The following is a 23,064-nucleotide window of genomic DNA, read 5'->3' as shown; positions in this document are numbered from 1 at the left end:
GCCCCCGCGTTCCCGGCGCACCGGCGGCCTGTTACCCTCGGGAATGCGACCACCCGGGATCGCGTTGACACGTGTGTTCCGGGCGTCAAGTGGAGCCCCGCTCCCACCCGCGCCGTGATCGTAACGGTGTCCGGGTCCATGGTCCGGCTCCGCGGCAGCATTCTGTCGCGGGCCGATCAACGGGTCTTCGCTTGTCGTCGCCGGCAGCAGGTAGTAGCGACACAGCGAGTCACACAGGAGACCCCATCAGCACAGAGCCCCGCATCAACGACCGCATCCGCGTGCCCGAGGTCCGCCTCGTGGGCCCGAACGGCGAGCAGGTCGGGATCGTGCGCATCGAGGACGCCCTCAAGCTGGCCCAGGACGCCGACCTCGACCTCGTCGAGGTCGCCGGCCAGGCCCGCCCGCCGGTCTGCAAGCTCATGGACTACGGAAAGTTCAAGTACGAGAGCGCGCAGAAGGCCCGGGAGTCCCGGCGCAACCAGCAGCTCACCGTGATCAAGGAGCAGAAGCTCCGGCCGAAGATCGACAAGCACGACTACGAGACGAAGCGCGGTCACGTCATCCGCTTCCTCGAAGGCGGCAACAAGGTCAAGGTCACGATCATGTTCCGTGGTCGCGAGCAGTCGCGTCCCGAGCTGGGCTACCGCCTGCTCCAGCGCCTGGCCGAGGACATCGGTGACATGGCCGTCGTCGAGGCCGCTCCGAAACAGGACGGCCGCAACATGACGATGGTGCTGGCACCGACGAAGAAGCCGGCGTCGCGCAAGACGACGGCGGCAGCCGGCTCCGACGCCCCGGCAGACGCCCCCGCCGAAGCCGAGGCGTGAGCCCGCTCCCGTGCCCGGCCGCAGCCGGGCACGGGAGGGACACGCAGTACCCGCACCGACCCCCGGAACCTCGGGGGCCGACATCGAACGGATACGTCATGCCGAAGAACAAGACGCACAAGGGGACCGCGAAGCGCGTCCGCATCACCGGTGGCGGCAAGCTCATGCGCCAGCAGGCCGGGCTGCGGCACCGTCTCGAGGTCAAGTCGCGCAAGGAGAAGCGCGACCTGTCGGGCACCGTCGAGCTCGCCAAGGCCGATGTGAAGCGCGTCAAGAAGCTGCTCGGTCACTGACCTTCCGCCCCTTTCACGAACCCCGGCACGCCGTACCCCCATCGCGGTAGTGCCGGAGAAGCCCCAGGAGATACCCCATGGCACGCGTGAAGCGCTCCGTGAACGCCCAGAAGAAGCGCCGCACCACGCTGGAGTCGGCCGCCGGCTACCGCGGGCAGCGCTCGCGGCTGTACCGCAAGGCCAAGGAGCAGATGCTCCACTCGATGAACTACGCCTACCGGGACCGTCGTGCGCGCAAGGGCGACTTCCGGCAGCTGTGGATCACTCGCATCAACGCCGCGGCCCGCGCCAACGACATGACCTACAACCGGTTCATCCAGGGCCTCAAGGCCGCCGGTGTCGAGGTCGACCGCAAGAACCTCGCCGAGATCGCCGTGAGCGACCCGGCCGCGTTCGCCGCGCTCGTCGCGGTGGCGAAGGAGAACCTGCCGGTCGGCACCGAGCAGGGCTCCGCGGCCTGAGGTGACCCGAGGCGACATCGAGTCGCGCGGCGCCGGCGAGCGCTCCGCGGACTCCACGCCCGGTACCGAGCGGACTCCCCGCGTCGCAGCGGCACGCAAGCTGCTGCGGCGCGCGGGGCGCGATCGGGCCGGGCGTTTCCTCGTGGAGGGTGCCCAGGCCGTCCGCGAGGCCCTCGCCGCCGTGACGGTGCACGAGCTGTTCGTCACCGCCGTCGCCGCCGAGCGCCACCCCGAGCTGGTGGAGGCCGCGGAGCGCTCCGGCGCCCGGGTGTCCCCGGTGACGGACAAGGCCGCCGCGGGTCTGTCCGAGACGGTCACCCCGCAGGGGATCGTCGCCGTGTGCGACCTGCTCGACGTCCCGGTCGCCACCGCGCTGGCCGGGGTCCCCGGCTTCGTCACGGTCTGCGACGGCATCTCCGACCCCGGCAACGTCGGCACCGTGATCAGGGTCGCCGACGCGGCGGGCTGTGACGCGGTCCTCCTGGCGGGGGACACCGTCGACCCGCACAACGGCAAGGCCGTCCGGGCCTCCACCGGCAGCGTGTTCCATCTGCCGCTGGCCCGCGACCGGGACGCGCCCGCCGTCGTCGAGATGTGCCGCGCGGCCGGGCTGACCACGCTCGTCGCCGACGGGCACGGCGAGGTCGACCTGCACGACCCCGCCGTCACCCCGACCCTCGCCGGGCCCGTCGCCTGGATCCTCGGCAGCGAGGCGCACGGCCCGTCGGCCGCGGTGCACGCCGCCGCGGACCACCGGGTCCGCGTCCCGATCCACGGCCGCGCCGAGTCGCTGAACCTCGCCACCGCCGCGGCGATCTGCCTGTACGCGACGGTCGGGGCCCGCGCGGGCGTCGCCCCGCAGCTGTCCCCGGCGCGCGACTGAAACCGGCTCGCGGCCGCCCTCTACGATCGTGGGCACCATGAGTGAGAACGACACGGCGAGCCCTCTCGACCCGGATGCACTGAAGGCCGCGGTGGAGGCCGCCCGCACGGCGTTCGACGAGGCGGGCGACCTCGACGCGCTGGCCGCGGCGAAGCCCGCGCACCTCGGCGACCGCGCCCCGATCCCGATGGCCCGCCGGTCGCTGGGGCAGCTGCCCGGCCCCGAGCGCGCCGACGCCGGCAAGCGGGTCAACGCCGCCCGCGTGGAGGCCCAGGCCGCGTTCGACGCGCGCCGCGAGGTCCTGCTCGTCGAGCGCGACGCCCGGGTGCTGGCCGAGGAGGCCGTCGACGTCACGCTGCCCTGGGACCGTCGCCCGCGCGGCGCGCGCCACCCCATCACACAGCTGTCCGAGCGGATCGCCGACATCTTCGTCGGGATGGGCTGGGAGGTCGCGGAGGGTCCCGAGGTCGAGGCGTCGTGGCTGAACTTCGACGCGCTCAACTTCGGCAAGGACCACCCCGCCCGCACCATGCAGGACACCTTCTACCTGGGTGACCCCGAGCGCGGGCAGGACTCGGGCACGGTGCTGCGCACGCACACCTCGCCGGTGCAGGTCCGGTCGCTGCTGGAGCGCGAGCTGCCGGTCTACGTGGCCTGCCCCGGCCGGACCTTCCGTACCGACGAGCTCGATGCCACCCACACCCCGGTGTTCCACCAGGTCGAGGGCCTCGCCGTCGACCGCGGGCTGACCATGGCCCACCTCAAGGGGACGCTCGACGCGTTCGCCCGCGCGGTGTTCGGCCCGGATGCCGGTACCCGGATGCGGCCGTCGTACTTCCCGTTCACCGAGCCCTCGGCCGAGGTGGACCTGTGGTTCCCGCAGAAGAAGGGCGGCCCCGGCTGGGTCGAGTGGGGCGGTTGCGGCATGGTCAACCCCCACGTCCTGCGCGCCTGCGGCGTCGACACCGACGTCTACTCCGGTTTCGCGTTCGGCATGGGCATCGAGCGGACCCTGATGTTCCGCAACGGCATCCCGGACATGCGGGACATGGTCGAGGGCGACGTGCGCTTCTCGACCGCGTTCGGCGTCTGACCCGGCCCACCCCGCTTCCACACGAGGAGTTCTGAGCAGTGCGAGTGTCCGCGTCCTGGCTCGCCCGGCACATCGACCCGGCGGCGCTGCCCGCCGGTCCCGAGGCGATCGGCGACGCCTTCGTCCGGGTCGGGCTGGAGGTCGAGGCGATCCACCCGGCCCCCGCGGTCACCGGGCCGGTCACGGTCGCCCGGGTCGAGGAGATCGAGGAGCTCACCGGGTTCAAGAAGCCGATCCGGTACTGCCGGGTGGGCTTCGAAGGAGAACGTCACCGCTACGTGGTGTGCGGCGCCCGCAACTTCGCCGTCGGCGACCTCGTCGTCGTCACCGAACCGGGCGCCGTGCTGCCCGGCGACTTCGCGATCGCGCAACGCACGACCTACGGCAAGGTCTCCGACGGCATGATCGCCTCGGCGAAGGAGCTCGGCCTCGGCGCCGAGAGCGGCGGCATCCTGGTGCTGCCGCCCGGCACCGCCGAGCCCGGCGACGACGCCCTCGACGTCCTCGGCCTGTCCGAGCCCGTCGTCGAGCTCGCCGTCACCCCGGACCGGGGCTACTGCTTCGCCGTCCGCGGTCTCGCCCGCGAGCTCGCGACCTCGCTCGACGCCGACTACACCGACCCGGTCACCCGGGTCACCGTCCCGGACACCACCGGCGACGCGTGGCCGGTGCGGCTCGCCGACACCGATGCCTGCCCGCGGTTCGTCGCGCGCCGGGTGGACGGCGTCGACCCGGCCGCGCCCAGCCCCTGGTGGATGCAGCGCGCGCTGCTCTCGGCCGGGATGCGGCCGATCTCGCTGATCGTCGACGTCACCAACTTCGTCATGCTCGACCTCGGCCAGCCGCTGCACGCCTACGACGCGACCCGCCTGACCGGCGCCATCGAGGTCCGCCGCGCGACGACGGGGGAGAAGCTGCAGACCCTCGACGGCCACACCCGCACACTGGACACCGACGACCTGCTCATCACCGACGACTCCGGCCCGATCGGGCTCGCCGGCGTGATGGGCGGCGCGTCCACCGAGATCCCCGCCCCCGAGGACCTCGCCGACGGCGCCCGGGTCGACGTGCTGCTGGAGGCCGCGCACTTCTCCCCGCCGGTAATCGCACGCGCCGCGCGCCGGCACAAGCTGCCCAGCGAGGCGTCCAAGCGGTTCGAACGGGTCGTGGACCCGGCGCTGCCGCCGGTCGCGGCCGAGCGCGCCGCGCAGCTGCTCGTCGAGCTCGGCGGCGGGACCCTCGCCGACGGCCGCACCGACGCCGGCGGGGTCCCCGCCGTCGCGAGCGTGCGGATGCCGCTGTCGATGCCCGACCGCGTCGCCGGCGTCGACTACCCGCGCGGGGCCACCGTGCGCCGCCTGACCCAGGTCGGCTGCGCCGTCTCGCTGGACACCGGTGCCGGCGGCGAGGGCGTCGTCGTCGCGACCCCGCCGACCTGGCGCCCGGATCTCACCATGGCCGCCGACCTGGTGGAGGAGGTGCTGCGCCTGGAGGGCTACGACGCCATCCCCTCCGTGCTGCCCACCGCCCCGGCCGGCCGTGGCCTGACCGCCGCCCAGCAGCGCCGTCGCGCGGTGTCGCGCGCCCTGGCCGAGGCCGGCCACGTCGAGGTGCTGCCGTTCCCGTTCGTCTCCGACGCCGTCTGGGACGACCTGGGCCTGCCCGCCGACGACGAGCGCCGCCGCACCGTGGCCGTCACCAACCCGCTCGACGCCGAGCGGTCCCGGCTCACGACGACCCTGCTCCCCGGGCTGCTGGACATGCTGGTGCGCAACCGTTCCCGCGGCGCCGAGGACCTCGCGCTGTACGCGATCGCACAGGTCGTGCAGCCGGGGGAGACCACCCCCGCGATGCCCGATCCGGCCGTCACCGGCCGTCCGTCCGACGCCGAGTACGCCGCCCTGCGCGCCGCGCTGCCCGACCAGCCCGTGCACGTCGGGGTCGTCCTCGCCGGGAACCGCGAGCCGCGCGGCTGGTGGGGCCGGGGCCGTCCCGCCGCCTGGTCCGACGCCGTCGAGGCGGCCCGGCTGACCGGTGCCGCCGCCGGGGTGGAGCTGCGGCCGCGTCGCGCCGAGCGGGCGCCGTGGCACCCGGGCCGGTGCGCGGAGCTCGTCGTCGCGGGCACCGACACCGTCGTCGGGTACGCCGGGGAGCTGCACCCCAAGGTCGTCGAGGCGCTGGGGCTGCCGGCCCGCACCGCCGCCGCGGAGATCGACCTCGACGCGGTCCCGCTGCGGGAGAACCTGCCGGTGCCGCGGGTGTCGCCGTTCCCGCCGGTCGCCGTCGACGTCGCCCTGGTCGCCGACGAGACGGTCCCGGCCGCGGACCTCGCCGACGCGCTCACCGCGGGCGCGGGGGAGCTGCTGGAGTCGGTGCGGCTGTTCGACGTCTACACCGGCGACCAGGTCGGACAGGGCCGCCGCTCGCTGGCGTTCTCGCTGCGCCTGCGCGCCGCGGACCGCACGCTGACCAGCGAGGAGGCGAACGCCGCGCGTGACGCGGCGGTCGCCGAGGCCACCGCCCGGCACGGAGCCGCATTGCGCTGACCCCCGGTCCGTGGCGGGCCCGTGCCGGGCCACGGCCGGCTCAGCGCGGGGCCGCCGCGACGGCGGCCACCGCGGCGGCCCGCCACCGGTCGCGGGACGGTGTCCGCCCCGCGACCGCCACCGTCACCAGGTGCCGGGCGGTGGCCAGCTGCAGGGTCGGCCCGGCGACGGTGTCGAGCACCGTCGCGGAGGTCCCCGCCGGGAGCCCGTTCACCGCGCTGCCGTGCCGGGCGCCGGCGACGTAGCCGGCCGGCGTGCCCCGGTTCGTCGTGTACACGTTGACCGACACCGTCACGCCGTCGGCGAGCGCGAAGCAGGCCCGGGTGCGGGTCCCGTCGGTGCGGGTGACGACGGCGTTCGTCGCCGGCGCGACCGGCGGCCCGCCCAGCAGCCCGGTCAGTGCTGCCCGGTCGAGCAGGCACTCGTCGGCCACCACGTCCGAGGTCAGGGGGGCCGGAGCGGCCGGAGACGCGGGCCGGGCCGTGGCGCGCGCCGTACCCGGGGAGGGCCGGACCCGGCCGTCCGGGACACGGGACGCGCCGTCCCCGACCGGCACCGGCGGCACTGTGCGCGCCACGCCGGCCCCGCCGTCGGGCGGATCGGACGGGGCCCCGGACGGGGGCGGGACGGGGACGGGCGGGACCGTCACCGTCGGGCGGCCGTCGGTGGTCGGGGCGGCGAGCGGCCCGTTCGACAGCGGCCCCGGCACCGTGAACGACGTCGGCGGACGCCGGCTGGGCTCCGTCGGCGCCGCTCCGGACGAGAACGGCGCGGGTCCTCGACCCGTCGGCCACGGCGTCCCGGACACGGTCGACGCGCACCCGGCGAGCAGCCCCGCGAGCACCGTCGCGACGGCGGCCGTGCGCGCCACCGACCGCCTCCGTGCGGGCGCGCCCGCGCCCGGTCCCACCCCGCGTGTCACCCGTCGCCGCACCCGCGGGAAACTAGGCGTCGCACGCGGCCGCCGGGCCCGGTTCCGCACCGCCCGATCGCGATCGTGAATCCCGATTGCATGGCTTTCCGAGGCCGTGCATACTCATCCACGTGGTTCGCATCGCAGTGGCGGGAGCCAGTGGCTACGCCGGGGGAGAGCTCCTCCGGCTGCTGCTCGCACATCCCGAGGTGGAGATCGGCGCCCTCACGGCCGGCGGGAACGCGGGGACGCGTCTGGGCGAGCACCAGCCGCACCTGACCCCGCTCGCGGACCGCGTCCTGGGCGAGAGCACGGCGGAGAACCTCGCCGGACACGACGCGGTGTTCCTCGCACTGCCGCACGGCAGGTCCGCCGAGTTGGCGGCCCAGCTGGGGCCGGACACGCTCGTCGTGGACTGCGGGGCGGACCACCGCCTCACCGACCCGGCCGCCTGGGACCGCTGGTACGGCGGCGAGCACGCCGGGCACTGGCCCTACGGGCTGCCCGAGCTGCCCGGTGCCCGGGCCGCGCTGACCGGCACCCGTCGTGTCGCGGTGCCGGGCTGCTACCCGACCGGCACCAGCCTCGCGCTGGTCCCGGCCCTGGTCGCCGGCCTGGTGGCCCCCGAGGTCGTGATCACCGCGGTCACCGGCACCTCCGGCGCGGGCAAGTCGCTCAAGCCGCACCTGCTGGGCGCGGAGGTCATGGGGTCGCTGTCGGCGTACGGCGTCGGCGGCGTGCACCGGCACACCCCGGAGATCGCACAGAACCTGTCCACCGCGCTCGGCTCTCCCGTGTCGGTGAGCTTCACCCCGGTGCTCGCGCCGCTGCCGCGCGGCATCCTCGCCTCCTGCTCCGCCCCGCTGGCCGACCCGGCGACCGACGCCGAGGCGATCCGGGCGGTCTACGAGAAGGCCTACGCTGACGAGCCGTTCGTGCGGCTGCTGCCCGAGGGCCAGTGGCCCACCACGGCGCAGACCCTCGGCTCCAACATGGTCGCGCTGCAGGTCACCGTCGACGTCGACGCCGCCCGGCTGGTCGTCGTCTCCACGATCGACAACCTCACCAAGGGCACCGCGGGCGGCGCCGTCCAGTGCATGAACCTGGCCCTCGGGCTGCCCGAGACCACCGGCCTGCCGACGACGGGAGTGGCGCCGTGAGCGTGACCGCAGCCCAGGGCTTCCGGGCCGCCGGGATCGCCGCCGGGATCAAGAAGTCCGGGAAGGCCGACCTGGCGCTCGTCGTCAACGACGGCCCGCGCGCCGAGGCCGCCGGGGTCTTCACCCGCAACAAGGTCAAGGCCGCCCCCGTCCTCTGGTCCCAGCAGGTGCTGACCACCGGCTCGCTGCGCGCGGTCGTCCTCAACTCCGGCGGGGCGAACGCCTGCACCGGCGCCGAGGGCTTCCAGGTCGCGCACGCCACCGCGGAGCAGGTCGCCGAGGTGGTCGGCTGCGGCGCGATCGACGTCGCCGTGTGCTCCACCGGCCTGATCGGTGAGCAGCTCCCGCGGGAGACCGTGCTCGCCGGGGTCCGGTCGGCCGCCGCGGAGCTGGCGTCCGGGCCCGAGGCCGGGTCCGCCGTCGCCGCCGCGATCATGACGACCGACACCGTCCCGAAGGAGTCCGCGGTCACCGACCCGGCGGGCTGGACCGTCGGGGGCACCACCAAGGGCGCCGGGATGATCGCCCCGTCGATGGCGACCATGCTCAGCGTGGTCACCACCGACGCCGTCCTCGACCGGGCCACGCTCGACGCCGCGCTGCGCGAGGCGGTCCGCTACAGCTTCGACCGGCTCGACGTCGACGGCTCGATGTCCACCAACGACACCGTGCTGGTGCTGGCCTCCGGTGCGTCCGGCGTCGAGGCCGACCCGGCGGTGTTCACCGCCGCGCTCACCCGCGTGTGCCGCGACCTCGCCGAGCAGATGCAGGCCGACGCCGAGGGCGTCACCAAGCGGATCACCGTGCGGGTCACCGGCGCCGCCTCCGAGGACGACGCGGTCACCGTCGCCCGCACGATCGCCCGCGACTCCCTGGTCAAGACCGCGATGTTCGGGTCCGACCCCAACTGGGGCCGGGTCGCCGCCTCCGCCGGGTACGCCGACGCCGAGATCGACCCCGAGCGCCTCGACGTCACGATCAACGGTGTGCTGCTGTGCAAGGGCGCCGTCGTCGCCGGGGACCGGGCCGACTGCGACCTGTCCGGGAAGGACGTGCTGATCGAGGTCGAGCTGGGGCTGTCCGGTGGGGCCGACGGGCACACCGCCGAGATCCGGACCACCGACCTGTCGCACGCCTACGTGGAGGAGAACAGTGCCTACTCCTCCTGAGCCGGTCGCCCCGGACGCGCTGCCGCAGCCGCAGATCGCGCCGTCCCCGGAGACCCCGGCCCGGCTGAAGCGGGCGGGGGAGAAGGCCGGTGTGCTCGCCGAGGCGCTGCCCTGGCTGCAGCGCTTCCACGGCCGGATCGTCGTCGTCAAGTACGGCGGCAACGCCATGATCGACGAGGAGCTGAAGCAGGCCTTCGCCCGGGACATGGTGTTCCTGAGGCTCGCGGGCATCCACCCGGTCGTCGTGCACGGCGGCGGGCCGCAGATCTCGGCGATGCTGAAACGGCTCGGCATGCCCGGCGAGTTCCGCGGCGGCCTGCGCGTCACCACCCCGGAGACGATGGAGATCGTCCGGATGGTGCTGTTCGGCCAGGTCGGGCGCGAGCTCGTCGGGCTGATCAACGCCCACGGGCCGCTCGCCGTCGGCCTGTCCGGGGAGGACGCGGGTTTGTTCACGGCCGAGAAGCGCACCGCGCTGGTCGGGGGCGAGCCCGTCGACATCGGTCTGGTCGGTGACGTCACGAGGGTCAACCCGGACGCGGTGCTGGACATCATCGCGGCGGGTCGCATCCCGGTCGTCGCCGGGATCGCGCCGGACGCCGACGGCCAGGTCCACAACATCAACGCCGACAGCGCCGCCGCGGCGCTCGCCGGCGCGCTGGACGCCGCGAAGCTCGTGGTGCTCACCGACGTCGAGGGGCTCTACGCGAACTACCCCGACCCGGAGTCGATCATCACCTCGCTGACCGCGGACCAGCTCGAGCCGATGCTGCCCCGCCTGGAGAGCGGCATGGCCCCGAAGATGGAGGCCTGCCTGCGCGCCGTGCGGTCGGGCGTCGGACAGGCCCACGTGATCGACGGTCGGGTGCCGCACTCGGTCCTGCTCGAGGTGTTCACACACGACGGCGTCGGCACCATGGTGCTGCCGGACGCCACAGCCGGGGGAACGACATGACCACGCACGCGCAGCGGTGGCAGGCCGCTCTGATGAACAACTACGGCACCCCGCCACTGACCCTGGTCCGTGGCGAGGGCGCCCGCGTCTGGGACGCCGAGGGCCGCGCGTACCTGGACCTCTACTCCGGGATCGCGGTCAACGCGCTCGGACACGCGCACCCGGCCGTCGTCGAGGCGGTGTCCGAGCAGGTCCGTACCCTGAGCCACACCTCGAACTTCTTCATCACCGAGCCCGCGCTGCAGCTCGCCGAGCGGCTGCAGGCACTGCTCGGCCGCGACGACGCCCGCACCCTGCTCTGCAACTCCGGCACCGAGGCCAACGAGGCCGCCTTCAAGATCGCCCGCCGGACCGGCAGGCCGGAGATCATCGCCTGCGAGGGCGCGTTCCACGGCCGCACGATGGGTGCGCTCGCGCTGACCGGGCAGCCCGCCAAGCGGGCCCCGTTCGAGCCGATGCCCGCCGGGGTGACCCACATCCCGTTCGGTGACGTCGCCGCCCTCGACGCCGCCGTCACCGAGCGGACCGCCGCGGTGTTCCTGGAGCCGATCCTCGGGGAGGCCGGCGTGATCGTGCCGCCCGAGGGGTATCTGGCGCAGGCCCGGCGGATCACCGCCGAGCGCGGCGCACTGCTGGTCCTCGACGAGGTCCAGACCGGGATCGGCCGCACCGGCTACTGGTTCGCACACCAGGCGCACGGCATCGTCCCCGACGTGATCACCCTGGCCAAGGGCCTCGGTGGCGGTCTCCCGATCGGGGCCTGCGTCGGGTTCGGCGCCGCCGCAGCGCTGCTCGAGCCCGGCCAGCACGGCACCACCTTCGGTGGCAACCCGGTGTCGTGCGCCGCGGCGCTCGCCGTCCTCGACACGGTCGCCGCCGAGGGACTGCTCGCCCACGTCGACCGGCTCGGCAAGGAGATCCGCAGCCGGGTCGAGGGTCTCGGCCACCCCCTGGTCGGCGACGTCTCCGGCGCCGGTCTGCACATCGGCGTCGGCCTCACCGCGCCGGTCGCCGCCCCGGCCGCCGCGGCCGCGCGCGACGCCGGGATCCTGGTCAACAACGCCACCCCGGACCGGCTGCGGCTGGCCCCGGCGCTGACCCTGACCGGCGACGAGGCCGAGGAGTTCCTGACGGCTCTGCCCGCCGTGCTCGACGCGGCCGCCGCCCAGCACGAGGGGCAGGGGAACTGATGGTCCGCCACCTGCTCCGCGACGACGACCTGACCCCGGCCGAGCAGGCCGAGGTCCTCGACCTCGCCGACCGGCTCAAGGCCGACCCGTTCGCCGAGCGCCCGCTCGCCGGACCGCGCGCCGTGGGGGTCGTGTTCGACAAGTCCTCCACCCGCACCCGGGTGTCGTTCGAGGCCGGGATCAGCCAGCTCGGCGGCACCGCGATCATCCTCGACGGCACCACCAGCCAGCTGGGGCGCGGCGAGACCATCTCCGACACCTCCCGGGTGCTGTCGCGCTACGTCGACGCGATCGTGTGGCGCACCAGCGGGCAGGAGCGGATCGAGGAGATGGCCGGCGCGGCGACCGTGCCGGTCGTCAACGCGCTGACCGACCTGTTCCACCCGTGCCAGATCCTGGCGGACCTGCAGACCGTGCGGGAGCGCTTCGGCCGTCTCGCCGGGCTCACCCTGACCTACCTCGGCGACGGTGCGAACAACGTCGCCCACTCGCTGCTGCTCGGCGGGGCCACGGCCGGGCTGCACGTCCGGATCGCCGCGCCCGCCGGGTTCACCCCCGACGACGGCGTGTTGCGCGACGCGAAGACCCGGGCCGAGCAGACCGGGGGATCGGTCACGCTCGTCGCGGACCCGGTCGCCGCCGTCGCCGGCGCCCAGGTCGTCGTCACCGACACCTGGACCTCGATGGGCCAGGAGGACGACGGGCTCGACCGGGTCGCGCCGTTCCGGCCCTATCAGGTGAACGCCGCCCTGCTGGAGCGCGCCGCACCGGACGCGGTCGTGCTGCACTGCCTGCCGGCCCACCGGGGGGACGAGATCACCGACGAGGTCCTCGACGGCCCCGCCAGCGCCGTCTGGGACGAGGCCGAGAACCGGTTGCACGCGCAGAAGGCGCTGCTCACCTGGCTCCTTCGGCATGGGTGAGGCGGACCGCGACCGCAGGAACCCGGTGAGCCGGGCCAGCCGGCAGGCGGCCGTCATCGACGTGGTCTGGAACTACGAGCTGAGCAGCCAGGTGGAGATCATCGGGTTGCTCCACGAGCGGCACGGCATCGAGACGACCCAGGCCACGCTCTCGCGTGACCTGGACGAACTGGGCGCGGTGAAGCTCCGCGGCGCGGACGGCGGGCAGCCGGTCTACCGCATCCCCGAGGACGGCAGCCCCGTGCGCGGGGTCGAGGGCGGCACGGGGCGGCTCGCCCGGTTGCTGGGGGAGCTGCTCGTGTCCGCCGACGCGAGTGGGAACCTGGCGGTCCTGCGGACCCCGCCGGGCGCGGCGCACTACCTCGCGAGCGCACTCGACCGGGCCGCACTGCACGACGTCGTCGGCACCATCGCCGGCGACGACACGGTCATCGTCGTCGCCCGCGAGCCCCTCACCGGGGCGGAGTTGGCGGAACGGCTGCAGGACCTGCCCCGGAGGGCCCACGCGGCCGCCGGGACGCACGACGAACGAGAAGGAGAGCCGACATGACCGACGCGGACCCCCGACAGGGCGCGGTCGCCGGTGGCGGAGCGCTGTGGGGTGGCCGGTTCGCGTCCGGTCCGGCCGACGCGCTCGCGGCGCTGTCGAAGTCCACCCACTTCGACTGGGCACTGGCCCCCTACGACATCCGCGGCTCGAAGGCGCACGCCCGGGTCCTGCACCGCGCCGGTCTCCTGACCGACGAGGAGCTGTCGGGAATGCACAAGGCGCTCGACGAGCTCGCCGCCGACGTCGCCTCCGGGGCGTTCGGCCCCGACCCGGGCGACGAGGACGTGCACACCGCACTGGAGCGCGGCCTCATGGAGCGGGCCGGTGCCGACTTGGGTGGCAAGCTGCGGGCCGGTCGCTCGCGCAACGACCAGGTCGCCACCCAGTTCCGGATGTGGCTGCGCGACGCCACGCGACGGGTCGGCTCCGGCGTGCTCGACGTCGTCGACGCACTCGTCGCCCAGGCGCAGGCCCACCCCGGCGCGCCGATGCCCGGCCGCACCCACCTGCAGCACGCCCAGCCGGTGCTGCTCGGTCACCAGCTGGCCGCGCACGCCCAGGCCCTGCTGCGCGACGTCGACCGGCTCGCCGACTGGGACCGGCGCAGCGCCTGGTCGCCCTACGGCTCCGGCGCGCTCGCCGGGTCCTCGCTCGGGCTCGACCCGGATGCCGTCGCCGCCGAGCTCGGCTTCACCGGGTCCTCGGCCAACTCGATCGACGGGACCGCCTCGCGGGACTTCGCCGCCGAGGCCGCGTTCGTCCTCGCGATGATCGGCGTCGACCTGTCGCGGCTGTCGGAGGAGATCATCCTCTGGGCGACGGCCGAGTTCGGCTACGTCACCCTCGACGACGCGTTCTCCACCGGTAGCTCGATCATGCCGCAGAAGAAGAACCCCGACGTCGCCGAGCTGGCCCGCGGCAAGTCCGGTCGGCTCGTCGGCAACCTCGCCGGGCTCATGACCACCCTCAAGGGGCTCCCGCTGGCCTACAACCGGGACCTGCAGGAGGACAAGGAGCCGCTGTTCGACTCGGTCGCGCAGCTGGAGCTCCTGCTCCCCGCGGTCGCCGGGATGGTGGCCACCCTGACCTTCCACACCGGGCGGCTCGCCGAGCTGGCCCCGGCCGGGTTCACCCTCGCCACCGACGTGGCCGAGTGGCTCGTCCGGCAGGGCGTCCCGTTCCGCGTGGCGCACGAGGCCGCGGGCGGCTGCGTCCGCGCCGCCGAGGCCCGCGGCGTCGGTCTGGAGGACCTGACCGACGCCGAGCTGGCCGCCGTGCACCCGGCACTCGACCCGAGTGTCCGCGACGTGCTGACCGTGGAAGGCTCCATCGCGTCGCGGAACGCGCGCGGTGGGACGGCCGGCGACCGGGTCGCCGAGCAGCTCACCGACCTGCGTACCGCGGTCGCAGCAGCGCGAGAGTTCACCGGAGGAACCGCATGACCGACCCTGCCGCAGCCTACGAGGAGCTCAAGGCCGCCGGCCTGAAGCTCGACCTGACGCGGGGCAAGCCGTCCGCGCAGCAGCTGGACCTGTCCCACGAGCTGCTCGGCCTGCCGGGCGCGGGACAGTTCCGCGCGGCCGACGGAACCGACACCCGCAACTACGGCGGCGGCCAGGGTCTGCCCGAGCTGCGGGAGATCTTCGCGCCGTCGCTGCAGGTCCCGGTCGGGCAACTGGTGGCGTCGAACAACTCCAGCCTGGAGCTGATGCACGACACGCTCGTGCACGCGTTGCTGACCGCGTTGCCCGGCGCCCCGACCCGCTGGGTCGACGCCGGCCGGGTCGCGTTCATCGCCCCGGTCCCCGGCTACGACCGCCACTACGGCGTGTGCGAGCGGCTCGGGATCGACCTCGTCACCGTCCCGATGACCGCGGACGGCCCTGACATGGATGAGGTCGAGCGGCTCGTCGCCGAGGACCCGTCGATCAAGGGCATCTGGTGCGTGCCGAAGTACTCGAACCCCGACGGGGCCGTCTACTCCGACGAGGTCGTGCGCCGGCTGGCCACCATGCCGACCGCTGCCCCGGACTTCCGCATCATGTGGGACAACGCCTATGCGGTGCACCACCTGACCACCGAGGAGGTCGAGATCGCCGACGTCCTCACCCTGGCCGCCGAGGCGGGCAACGCGGACCGCCCGTTCGTCTTCGGGTCCACCTCGAAGATCACCCTCGCCGGTGCGGGCGTCGCGTTCTTCGGTGCCTCGCAGGCGAACGTCGACTGGTGGCTGAAGCTGGCGTCGAAGAAGACGATCGGCCCGGACAAGGTCAACCACCTGCGGCACGCCCTGTTCCTCAAGGACGCCGCCGGGCTGCGGGCGCACATGGCCGCGCACCGCGAGCTGATCGCGCCGAAGTTCGCCGCGGTCGACCGGCTGCTGACCGAGGCGTTCTCCGACGTCGAGGGCGTGTCGTGGACCAAGCCCCGGGGTGGCTACTTCGTGAGCCTGACCGTCCCGGACGGCCTCGCCTCGGAGGTCGTACGGCTGGCGAAGGAGGCGGGCGTCGTCCTGACCCCGGCCGGTGCGACGCACCCCTACGGCAAGGACCCGCAGGACGCGACCATCCGGCTCGCCCCGACCCTGCCCCCGCTCGACGAGGTCGAGAAGGCCATGGCCGGTGTCGTGACCTGCGTGCAGCTGGCGCTCGCGCGCCGCTGACGGTGGACGACGACACGACGGGGCCCGGCCGGGACGACCGGCCGGGCCCCGCCGGTCTGCTGGACCGGGCCGGCCTGGCCGTCGACGTCCTGCCCGCCGCCGAGCGGCTGCTCGGGTGCGTCCTCGAGGCCGACACCCCCGACGGCACGGTCGCGGTGCGGCTGGTCGAGGTGGAGGCCTACCGGGGCCGCGACGACCCCGCGTCGCACTGTTATCGCGGCCCGACCCCGCGCAACGCGGTGATGTTCGGCCCGCCCGGGCACCTGTACGTCTACTTCGTCTACGGCATGCACTTCTGCGCGAACGTCTCGTGCCTCACCGACGGCGAGCCGGGCGCGGTCCTGCTGCGGGCCGGTGAGCTGCTCACCGACCCGGGGGTCGCGCGGGAACGCAGACCCACCGCCCGCCGCGACAACGACCTGGCCCGCGGTCCCGCGCGGCTCGCCGCACTGCTCGGGCTGCGCCGCGAGGACAACGGGACCGACGTCACCGACCCGGCGTCACGGGTGCGGCTGCGCGCGGGCGACCCGGTCGCACCGGAGCTGGTCCGGACCGGACCTCGGGTGGGCGTCGCCGCGGCGGCCGAGCTGCCCTGGCGGTTCTGGGTCGAAGGCTCACCGGCAGTGAGCCCGTACCGGGCCGGGACACGCCGTCGTCGCAGCGCCTGAGCCACCCGCGTGCGCGGTCCGCGGCGGCCCGACCAAGATGGGCACCGTGGGTACCGACATCCTCGACGACCTGGAGTGGCGCGGCCTGATCGCGCAGAGCACCGACCGCGACGCGCTCGCGAAGGAGCTCGCCGCCGACGACCCGGTGTCGATCTATGCAGGCTTCGACCCGACCGCGTCGAGCCTGCACGCCGGGCACCTGATCCCGATGCTCACCCTGCGCCGCTTCCAGGAGGCCGGGCACCGTCCGGTCATCCTCGCCGGCGGGGCGACCGGGATGATCGGGGACCCGCGCGACGTGGGGGAGCGGACGCTCAACGACGCCTCGACCGTGGCCGACTGGACCCGGATCATCCGGGGCCAGCTGGAGAGGTTCGTGTCCTTCGACGACGGGCCGACCGGCGCCGTCGCCGTCAACAACCTGGACTGGACCGGGCAGCAGACGGTCCTGGAGTTCCTGCGCGACCTCGGCAAGCACTTCCCGGTCAGCACGATGATCTCGCGGGACACGGTGAAGCGCCGCCTCGCCGGCGACGGGATGTCCTACACCGAGTTCAGCTACCTGCTGCTCCAGGCCCAGGACTATCTGCACCTGTACCGCGAGCTCGGGGTGCGGCTGCAGATCGGCGGCTCAGACCAGTGGGGCAACATCGTCGGCGGTGTGGACCTCGTCCGCCGGGTGACCGGTGACCACGTCCACGCGCTGACCCTGCAGCTGGTCACCGACTCCGAGGGCCGCAAGTTCGGCAAGTCCACCGGGGGCGGCAACGTCTGGCTCGACCCGGACCGCACCTCGCCGTACGCCTGGTACCAGTACTTCGTGAACGTCGCCGACGCCGACGCGATCACCTACCTCAAGCTCTTCACCTTCCTCGATCGCGCCGAGATCGAGGCGCTGGAGACCGAGCTCGCCGAGAAGCCGCACCTGCGTGGTGCGCAACGACGTCTCGCCGCCGAGCTGACGACGCTGGTGCACGGCGAGGAGCAGACCAAGCAGGTGACGACGGCGAGCCAGGCCCTGTTCGGCCGCGCGGAGCTCACCGACCTGGACGCGGCCACTCTCGGTGCGGCGCTCGCCGAGGTGCCGACGGCCGACGCCGGCCCGGCCGACACGATCGTCGACCTGCTCGTCGCCACCGGCCTGACCGACAGCAAGGGGGCCGCGCGCCGCGCCGTGAAGGAGGGCGGCGCGTACGTCAACAACGTCAAGATCGTCGACGAGGAGTGGGTCCCGGGTGCCGGTGACGTCCTCGACGGCGGCTGGCTGGTGGTGCGGCGGGGGAAGCGCAACCTGGCCGGTGTGCGGGTCGGATCAGCGTGATCGGCCGCTGACCAGCAGGAACACCGAACAGGTACCCCCCTGTGAATCGCCTCCGGGCCGTCCTGTAACTTTCTCGTTGTCGCCAGGACGGGACGGACGAGAGCGAGACCGGCCAAGAGGCCAGGGACGCGGATCCGGCCCGGAGGCGACGGCCCACGAACTCCACTTCGGTGGAGATCAGGCCGCCTGAAGCAGAGCTTGACGCTGCGCTTCGGTACACGTAGTATAAGAGAGTTGCCTCCTAGCGAGGCCAGCTCTGACGCCCCGGGGCGACGGTCTTCAGGCCCGGTCCCCGAGTGCGGGTGTCTTTTGAGAACTCAACAGTGTGTCGAGCTATTTTGATTCGGTTTGGCGTTTTGTGCCAAATTGTTTGTTTGGTTGCAGCATTCGATCCCGTCGGGTGTTGTGGCCAGTTGTTTGTTGCAAGTCAGGGTTTTGTTGGAGAGTTTGATCCTGGCTCAGGACGAACGCTGGCGGCGTGCTTAACACATGCAAGTCGAGCGGTAAGGCCCTTTCGGGGGTACACGAGCGGCGAACGGGTGAGTAACACGTGGGTGACCTGCCCTCCACTCTGGGATAAGCCCGGGAAACTGGGTCTAATACCGGATAGGACCACTGATCGCATGGTTGGTGGTGGAAAGTTTTTTCGGTGGGGGATGGGCCCGCGGCCTATCAGCTTGTTGGTGGGGTGATGGCCTACCAAGGCGGTGACGGGTAGCCGGCCTGAGAGGGCGACCGGCCACACTGGGACTGAGACACGGCCCAGACTCCTACGGGAGGCAGCAGTGGGGAATATTGCGCAATGGGCGGAAGCCTGACGCAGCGACGCCGCGTGGGGGATGACGGCCTTCGGGTTGTAAACCTCTTTCGCCAGGGACGAAGAGCAATTGACGGTACCTGGAGAAGAAGCACCGGCCAACTACGTGCCAGCAGCCGCGGTAACACGTAGGGTGCGAGCGTTGTCCGGAATTATTGGGCGTAAAGAGCTCGTAGGCGGTGTGTCGCGTCGGCCGTGAAAACTTGGGGCTTAACTCTGAGCGTGCGGTCGATACGGGCATCACTTGAGTTCGGCAGGGGAGACTGGAATTCCTGGTGTAGCGGTGAAATGCGCAGATATCAGGAGGAACACCGGTGGCGAAGGCGGGTCTCTGGGCCGATACTGACGCTGAGGAGCGAAAGCGTGGGGAGCGAACAGGATTAGATACCCTGGTAGTCCACGCCGTAAACGTTGGGCGCTAGGTGTGGGGACCATTCCACGGTTTCTGTGCCGCAGCTAACGCATTAAGCGCCCCGCCTGGGGAGTACGGCCGCAAGGCTAAAACTCAAAGGAATTGACGGGGGCCCGCACAAGCGGCGGAGCATGTGGATTAATTCGATGCAACGCGAAGAACCTTACCTGGGTTTGACATGCACCAGACATCCCTAGAGATAGGGCTTCCCTTGTGGTTGGTGTGCAGGTGGTGCATGGCTGTCGTCAGCTCGTGTCGTGAGATGTTGGGTTAAGTCCCGCAACGAGCGCAACCCTTGTTCCATGTTGCCAGCACGTAATGGTGGGGACTCATGGGAGACTGCCGGGGTCAACTCGGAGGAAGGTGGGGATGACGTCAAGTCATCATGCCCCTTATGTCCAGGGCTTCACACATGCTACAATGGCTCATACAGAGGGCTGCGAGACCGTGAGGTGGAGCGAATCCCTTAAAGTGAGTCTCAGTTCGGATCGGGGTCTGCAACTCGACCCCGTGAAGTTGGAGTCGCTAGTAATCGCAGATCAGCAACGCTGCGGTGAATACGTTCCCGGGCCTTGTACACACCGCCCGTCACGTCACGAAAGTTGGTAACACCCGAAGCCGGCGGCCCAACCCTTGTGGAGGGAGCTGTCGAAGGTGGGACTGGCGATTGGGACGAAGTCGTAACAAGGTAGCCGTACCGGAAGGTGCGGCTGGATCACCTCCTTTCTAAGGAGTCCCATCATGTGATGGGGCACCACACGCTCTTTATTGGGTGTCTGTGGTTCCTTCATTGAATCGCATTTGCGGCCCCGTTCGTGGGTCGGGTGCGTTGGGTGGAACGCAGCACGTCGGACCGTCTGGCTTGGCACACTGTTGGGTCCTGAGAGGACATCCTGGGTTCTTCGGAACTGTGGGTTGTTTTCTTTGGCCGCTCTGGTCGAGGGCTTCCTAACGCTTCCTTGTGTGGGTGGTGGTGGTTGTTTCTTGGTCGGGTGTAGTTGTGGGTTGAGTGTTGCATAGTGGATGCGAGCATCTTGTTGTGGTCAAGTTGTTAAGAGCACATGGTGGATGCCTGGGCATCAGGAGCCGATGAAGGACGTGGGAGGCCGCGATAGGCCTCGGGGAGCTGTCAACCGAGCTGTGATCCGAGGGTGTCCGAATGGGGAAACCCAGCGCCCGTCATGGGGCGTTACCCGTACCTGAATTCATAGGGTGCGTGGAGGGAACGTGGGGAAGTGAAACATCTCAGTACCCACAGGAAGAGAAAACAATAGTGATTCCGTGAGTAGTGGCGAGCGAAAGCGGAAGAGGCTAAACCGTGTCCGTGTCAAGCCGGCAGGCGTTGCGGGTGCGGGGTTGTGAGACGTGTCGTTCATCTTCTGCCGAGGATGGGACAGCAAGTGCCTGTGTTAGCGGAACGACTCTGGGATGGTCGGCCGTAGTGGGTGATAGCCCCGTACGCGAAAACACTGGGTTCTGTTGTGGGCGTGTTCTCGAGTAGCAGCGAGCCCGTGAAATTCGCTGTGAATCTGGCGGGACCACCCGTCAAGCCTAAATACTACCTGATGACCGATAGCGGACAAGTACCGTGAGGGAAAGGTGAAAAGTACCCCGGGAGGGGAGTGAAATAGTACCTGAAACCGTGTGCTTACAAGCCGTCAGAGCCTTTCGGGGTGATGGCGTGCCTTTTGAAGAATGAGCCTGCGAGTTATGCTTCGTGGCGAGGTTAACCTGTGTGGGGTAGCCGTAGCGAAAGCGAGTCCGAATAGGGCGTGTGAGTCGCGGGGTGTAGACCCGAAGCGGAGTGATCTACCCATGGCCAGGGTGAAGCGTCGGTAAGACGTCGTGGAGGCCCGAACCCACCAGGGTTGAAAACCTGGGGGATGAGCTGTGGGTAGGGGTGAAAGGCCAATCAAACTTCGTGATAGCTGGTTCTCCCCGAAATGCATTTAGGTGCAGCGTCGTGTGTTTCTCACCGGAGGTAGAGCACTGGATGGCCTAGGGGGCCGACAAGCTTACCGAAGTCAGCCAAACTCCGAATGCCGGTGAGTGAGAGCGCGGCAGTGAGACTGCGGGGGATAAGCTTCGTGGTCGAGAGGGAAACAGCCCAGATCACCGGCTAAGGCCCCTAAGCGTGCGCTAAGTGGGAAAGGATGTGGGATCGCCCGGACAACCAGGAGGTTGGCTTAGAAGCAGCCACCCTTGAAAGAGTGCGTAATAGCTCACTGGTCAAGTGGTCCTGCGCCGACAATGTAGCGGGGCTCAAGCGCACCGCCGAAGCCGTGGCAATGACACTTAGGTGTTGTTGGGTAGGGGAGCGTCCTGCATCTGGTGAAGCCCGGGAGTGATTTACGGGTGGAGGGTGTGGGAGTGAGAATGCAGGCATGAGTAGCGAATGCAGAGTGAGAATCTCTGCCGCCGGATGACCAAGGGTTCCTGGGCCAGGTTGTTCCGCCCAGGGTGAGCCGGGACCTAAGGCGAGGCCGTCAGGCGTAGTCGATGGACAACGGGTTGATATTCCCGTGCTCGTGATAGTGCGTCCATGCCGAGGCTGGTGATGCTAACCATCCGAACCCACCTTCGCTCCTTCGGGAGTGTTGTTTGTGGGGGAGCGTGGGATCCGATCTGGTAGTAGGCAAGTGATGGGGTGACGCAGGAGGGTAGCTCCGCCACGCGGTGGTTGTCGTGGTGTAAGCCTGTAGCCCGAGTCCTAGGTAAATCCGGGGCTCATCAAAGGGTGAGAGGTGATGCGTAGCCGATTGAGGCGAAGAGAGTGATCCCATGCTGTCGAGAAAAGCCTCTAGCGAGTGCTGTTGCGGCCCGTACCCCAAACCGACACAGGTGGTCAGGTAGAGAATACCGAGGCGATCGAGCGAACTGTGGTTAAGGAATTCGGCAAAATACCTCCGTAACTTCGGGAGAAGGAGGGCCGGTTGTCTTGAGGCTCCTTGCGGGCTAGGGACGGCCGGTCGCAGAGACCAGGCCCAAGCGACTGTTTACTAAAAACACAGGTCCGTGCGAAGTCGCAAGACGATGTATACGGACTGACGCCTGCCCGGTGCTGGAACGTTAAGAGGACCTGTTAGCTCTTCGGGGCGAAGCGGAGAATTTAAGCGCCAGTAAACGGCGGTGGTAACTATAACCATCCTAAGGTAGCGAAATTCCTTGTCGGGTAAGTTCCGACCTGCACGAATGGCGTAACGACTTGGGCGCTGTCTCGACCACAGACTCGGCGAAATTGCACTACGAGTAAAGATGCTCGTTACGCGCGGCAGGACGGAAAGACCCCGGGACCTTTACTATAGCTTGGTATTGATGCTTGGTTCGGCTTGTGTAGGATAGGTGGGAGACTGTGAAGCTATCACGCCAGTGGTGGTGGAGTCGTTGTTGAAATACCACTCTGGTCGAATTGGGTGTCTTAACCTCGGGCCATGATCTGGTTCAGGGACAGTGCCTGGTGGGTAGTTTAACTGGGGCGGTTGCCTCCCAAAGAGTAACGGAGGCGCCCAAAGGTTCCCTCAGCCTGGTTGGCAATCAGGTGTTGAGTGTAAGTGCACAAGGGAGCTTGACTGTGAGACTGACGGGTCGAGCAGGGACGAAAGTCGGGACTAGTGATCCGGCACCACCTTGTGGAAGGGGTGTCGCTCAACGGATAAAAGGTACCCCGGGGATAACAGGCTGATCTTGCCCAAGAGTCCATATCGACGGCATGGTTTGGCACCTCGATGTCGGCTCGTCGCATCCTGGGGCTGGAGTAGGTCCCAAGGGTTGGGCTGTTCGCCCATTAAAGCGGTACGCGAGCTGGGTTTAGAACGTCGTGAGACAGTTCGGTCCCTATCCGCCGCGCGCGTTGGAGACTTGAGGAAGGCTGTCCCTAGTACGAGAGGACCGGGACGGACGAACCTCTGGTGTGCCAGTTGTCCCGCCAGGGGCACGGCTGGTTGGCTATGTTCGGGAGGGATAACCGCTGAAGGCATCTAAGCGGGAAGCCTGTTCCAAGATGAGGTCTCCCACCACCTTCGAGTGGGTAAGGCTCCCAGTAGATGACTGGGTTGATAGGCCGGAGATGGAAGCCCTGTGAGGGGTGGAGTTGACCGGTACTAATAGGCCGAGGGCTTGCCACAACGAGTTGTTCGCATCCACTGTGTGACCCTGAGTCCACAACCGTCCATGTTCCCGGTGATCCGGGGATCGTGGGGTCGGTTTGTGTGCTCGACC

17 protein-coding genes and 2 rRNA genes are annotated in these 23,064 nt (G+C 70.3%); 18 read left to right on the top strand and 1 reads right to left on the bottom strand.

The genetic code is table 11. The features are described from left to right. Positions 1–191 precede the first annotated feature (191 nt). The 6 genes from infC (at position 192) to pheT (ending at position 6,106) form a co-directional block, all read left to right on the top strand. Positions 192–830: a translation initiation factor IF-3 gene (gene infC / locus DMP15_RS18365; RefSeq protein WP_100880393.1), complete on the top strand. Its 639-nt coding sequence runs from the start codon at positions 192–194 to the stop codon at positions 828–830. Between the two features lie 98 nt (positions 831–928). Next, complete coding sequence (gene rpmI, locus DMP15_RS18360; protein ID WP_020623393.1) at positions 929–1,123, top strand: 50S ribosomal protein L35; 195 nt, start codon at positions 929–931, stop codon at positions 1,121–1,123. A gap of 77 nt (positions 1,124–1,200) precedes the next feature. Beyond that, positions 1,201–1,584 (top strand): 50S ribosomal protein L20, encoded by a 384-nt coding sequence (gene rplT, locus DMP15_RS18355; protein ID WP_020623392.1) that lies wholly within the window; start codon positions 1,201–1,203, stop codon positions 1,582–1,584. A 16-nt stretch (positions 1,585–1,600) separates the two neighbouring features. After that, positions 1,601–2,467 (top strand): TrmH family RNA methyltransferase, encoded by an 867-nt coding sequence (locus DMP15_RS18350; protein ID WP_179762788.1) that lies wholly within the window; start codon positions 1,601–1,603, stop codon positions 2,465–2,467. A 37-nt stretch (positions 2,468–2,504) separates the two neighbouring features. Continuing rightward, the gene (pheS, locus tag DMP15_RS18345; protein ID WP_337826215.1) at positions 2,505–3,560 is read left to right on the top strand and encodes a phenylalanine--tRNA ligase subunit alpha; all 1,056 of its coding nucleotides are present in this window, start codon (positions 2,505–2,507) and stop codon (positions 3,558–3,560) included. Positions 3,561–3,598: 38 nt separating this feature from the next. Then, on the top strand, positions 3,599–6,106 hold the full coding sequence (gene pheT, locus DMP15_RS18340; RefSeq protein WP_337826214.1) for a phenylalanine--tRNA ligase subunit beta: 2,508 nt from the start codon (positions 3,599–3,601) through the stop codon (positions 6,104–6,106). 40 nt (positions 6,107–6,146) lie between these two features. Here the strand turns inward: pheT and DMP15_RS18335 are convergent, their stop codons facing one another. Further along, positions 6,147–6,977: a hypothetical protein gene (locus DMP15_RS18335; RefSeq protein WP_337826213.1), complete on the bottom strand. Its 831-nt coding sequence runs from the start codon at positions 6,975–6,977 to the stop codon at positions 6,147–6,149. Between the two features lie 167 nt (positions 6,978–7,144). On the opposite strand from DMP15_RS18335, the gene argC reads away from it, so the two are divergent. The 12 genes from argC (at position 7,145) to DMP15_RS18275 (ending at position 22,970) form a co-directional block, all read left to right on the top strand. Next, the gene (argC, locus tag DMP15_RS18330; protein WP_337826706.1) at positions 7,145–8,179 is read left to right on the top strand and encodes an N-acetyl-gamma-glutamyl-phosphate reductase; all 1,035 of its coding nucleotides are present in this window, start codon (positions 7,145–7,147) and stop codon (positions 8,177–8,179) included. After that, complete coding sequence (gene argJ / locus DMP15_RS18325; protein ID WP_167410064.1) at positions 8,176–9,348, top strand: bifunctional glutamate N-acetyltransferase/amino-acid acetyltransferase ArgJ; 1,173 nt, start codon at positions 8,176–8,178, stop codon at positions 9,346–9,348. Before argC ends, argJ begins: the two co-directional genes overlap by 4 nt. A gap of 34 nt (positions 9,349–9,382) precedes the next feature. Beyond that, positions 9,383–10,303, top strand: coding sequence for an acetylglutamate kinase (argB, locus tag DMP15_RS18320; RefSeq protein WP_073577117.1), 921 nt, complete (start codon positions 9,383–9,385; stop codon positions 10,301–10,303). Next, positions 10,300–11,493 (top strand): acetylornithine transaminase, encoded by a 1,194-nt coding sequence (locus tag DMP15_RS18315; protein ID WP_073576953.1) that lies wholly within the window; start codon positions 10,300–10,302, stop codon positions 11,491–11,493. The genes argB and DMP15_RS18315 overlap by 4 nt, the downstream gene beginning before the upstream one ends. Further along, positions 11,493–12,416, top strand: a complete 924-nt coding sequence (gene argF, locus DMP15_RS18310; RefSeq protein WP_073576952.1) for an ornithine carbamoyltransferase — start codon at positions 11,493–11,495, stop codon at positions 12,414–12,416. The genes DMP15_RS18315 and argF overlap by 1 nt, the downstream gene beginning before the upstream one ends. Beyond that, positions 12,409–12,966 (top strand): arginine repressor, encoded by a 558-nt coding sequence (locus DMP15_RS18305; protein WP_073576951.1) that lies wholly within the window; start codon positions 12,409–12,411, stop codon positions 12,964–12,966. The genes argF and DMP15_RS18305 overlap by 8 nt, the downstream gene beginning before the upstream one ends. Further along, positions 12,963–14,408, top strand: a complete 1,446-nt coding sequence (gene argH, locus DMP15_RS18300) for an argininosuccinate lyase (RefSeq protein ID WP_337826212.1) — start codon at positions 12,963–12,965, stop codon at positions 14,406–14,408. The genes DMP15_RS18305 and argH overlap by 4 nt, the downstream gene beginning before the upstream one ends. After that, positions 14,405–15,628 (top strand): aminotransferase class I/II-fold pyridoxal phosphate-dependent enzyme, encoded by a 1,224-nt coding sequence (locus DMP15_RS18295; RefSeq protein ID WP_073576949.1) that lies wholly within the window; start codon positions 14,405–14,407, stop codon positions 15,626–15,628. The genes argH and DMP15_RS18295 overlap by 4 nt, the downstream gene beginning before the upstream one ends. Before the next feature lie 2 nt (positions 15,629–15,630). Further along, positions 15,631–16,296, top strand: a complete 666-nt coding sequence (locus DMP15_RS18290; protein WP_374210152.1) for a DNA-3-methyladenine glycosylase — start codon at positions 15,631–15,633, stop codon at positions 16,294–16,296. 46 nt (positions 16,297–16,342) lie between these two features. Further along, on the top strand, positions 16,343–17,617 hold the full coding sequence (tyrS, locus tag DMP15_RS18285; RefSeq protein ID WP_337826211.1) for a tyrosine--tRNA ligase: 1,275 nt from the start codon (positions 16,343–16,345) through the stop codon (positions 17,615–17,617). A gap of 435 nt (positions 17,618–18,052) precedes the next feature. Beyond that, positions 18,053–19,572 (top strand): 16S ribosomal RNA (locus DMP15_RS18280). Between the two features lie 315 nt (positions 19,573–19,887). After that, positions 19,888–22,970: ribosomal RNA gene (locus DMP15_RS18275) — 23S ribosomal RNA — on the top strand. Together the 16S and 23S rRNA genes form the textbook arrangement of a ribosomal RNA operon. Positions 22,971–23,064: the final 94 nt, after the last annotated feature.

This window comes from Pseudonocardia sp. UM4_GMWB1, assembly GCF_017312155.1.
GTDB classification, from domain to species: domain Bacteria; phylum Actinomycetota; class Actinomycetes; order Mycobacteriales; family Pseudonocardiaceae; genus Pseudonocardia; species Pseudonocardia alni.
This window is presented reverse-complemented; position numbering and strand designations above follow the sequence as displayed.

What these genes read in the sequence shown, in the direction of transcription:
- rpmI (WP_020623393.1), top strand. Translation starts at nt 929, where the DNA reads ATGCCGAAGAACAAGACGCACAAGGGGACCGCGAAGCGCGTCCGCATC.
- rplT (WP_020623392.1), top strand. Translation starts at nt 1,201, where the DNA reads ATGGCACGCGTGAAGCGCTCCGTGAACGCCCAGAAGAAGCGCCGCACC.
- pheS (WP_337826215.1), top strand. Translation starts at nt 2,505, where the DNA reads ATGAGTGAGAACGACACGGCGAGCCCTCTCGACCCGGATGCACTGAAG.
- DMP15_RS18315 (WP_073576953.1), top strand. Translation starts at nt 10,300, where the DNA reads ATGACCACGCACGCGCAGCGGTGGCAGGCCGCTCTGATGAACAACTAC.
- argF (WP_073576952.1), top strand. Translation starts at nt 11,493, where the DNA reads ATGGTCCGCCACCTGCTCCGCGACGACGACCTGACCCCGGCCGAGCAG.
- DMP15_RS18305 (WP_073576951.1), top strand. Translation starts at nt 12,409, where the DNA reads ATGGGTGAGGCGGACCGCGACCGCAGGAACCCGGTGAGCCGGGCCAGC.
- argH (WP_337826212.1), top strand. Translation starts at nt 12,963, where the DNA reads ATGACCGACGCGGACCCCCGACAGGGCGCGGTCGCCGGTGGCGGAGCG.
- DMP15_RS18295 (WP_073576949.1), top strand. Translation starts at nt 14,405, where the DNA reads ATGACCGACCCTGCCGCAGCCTACGAGGAGCTCAAGGCCGCCGGCCTG.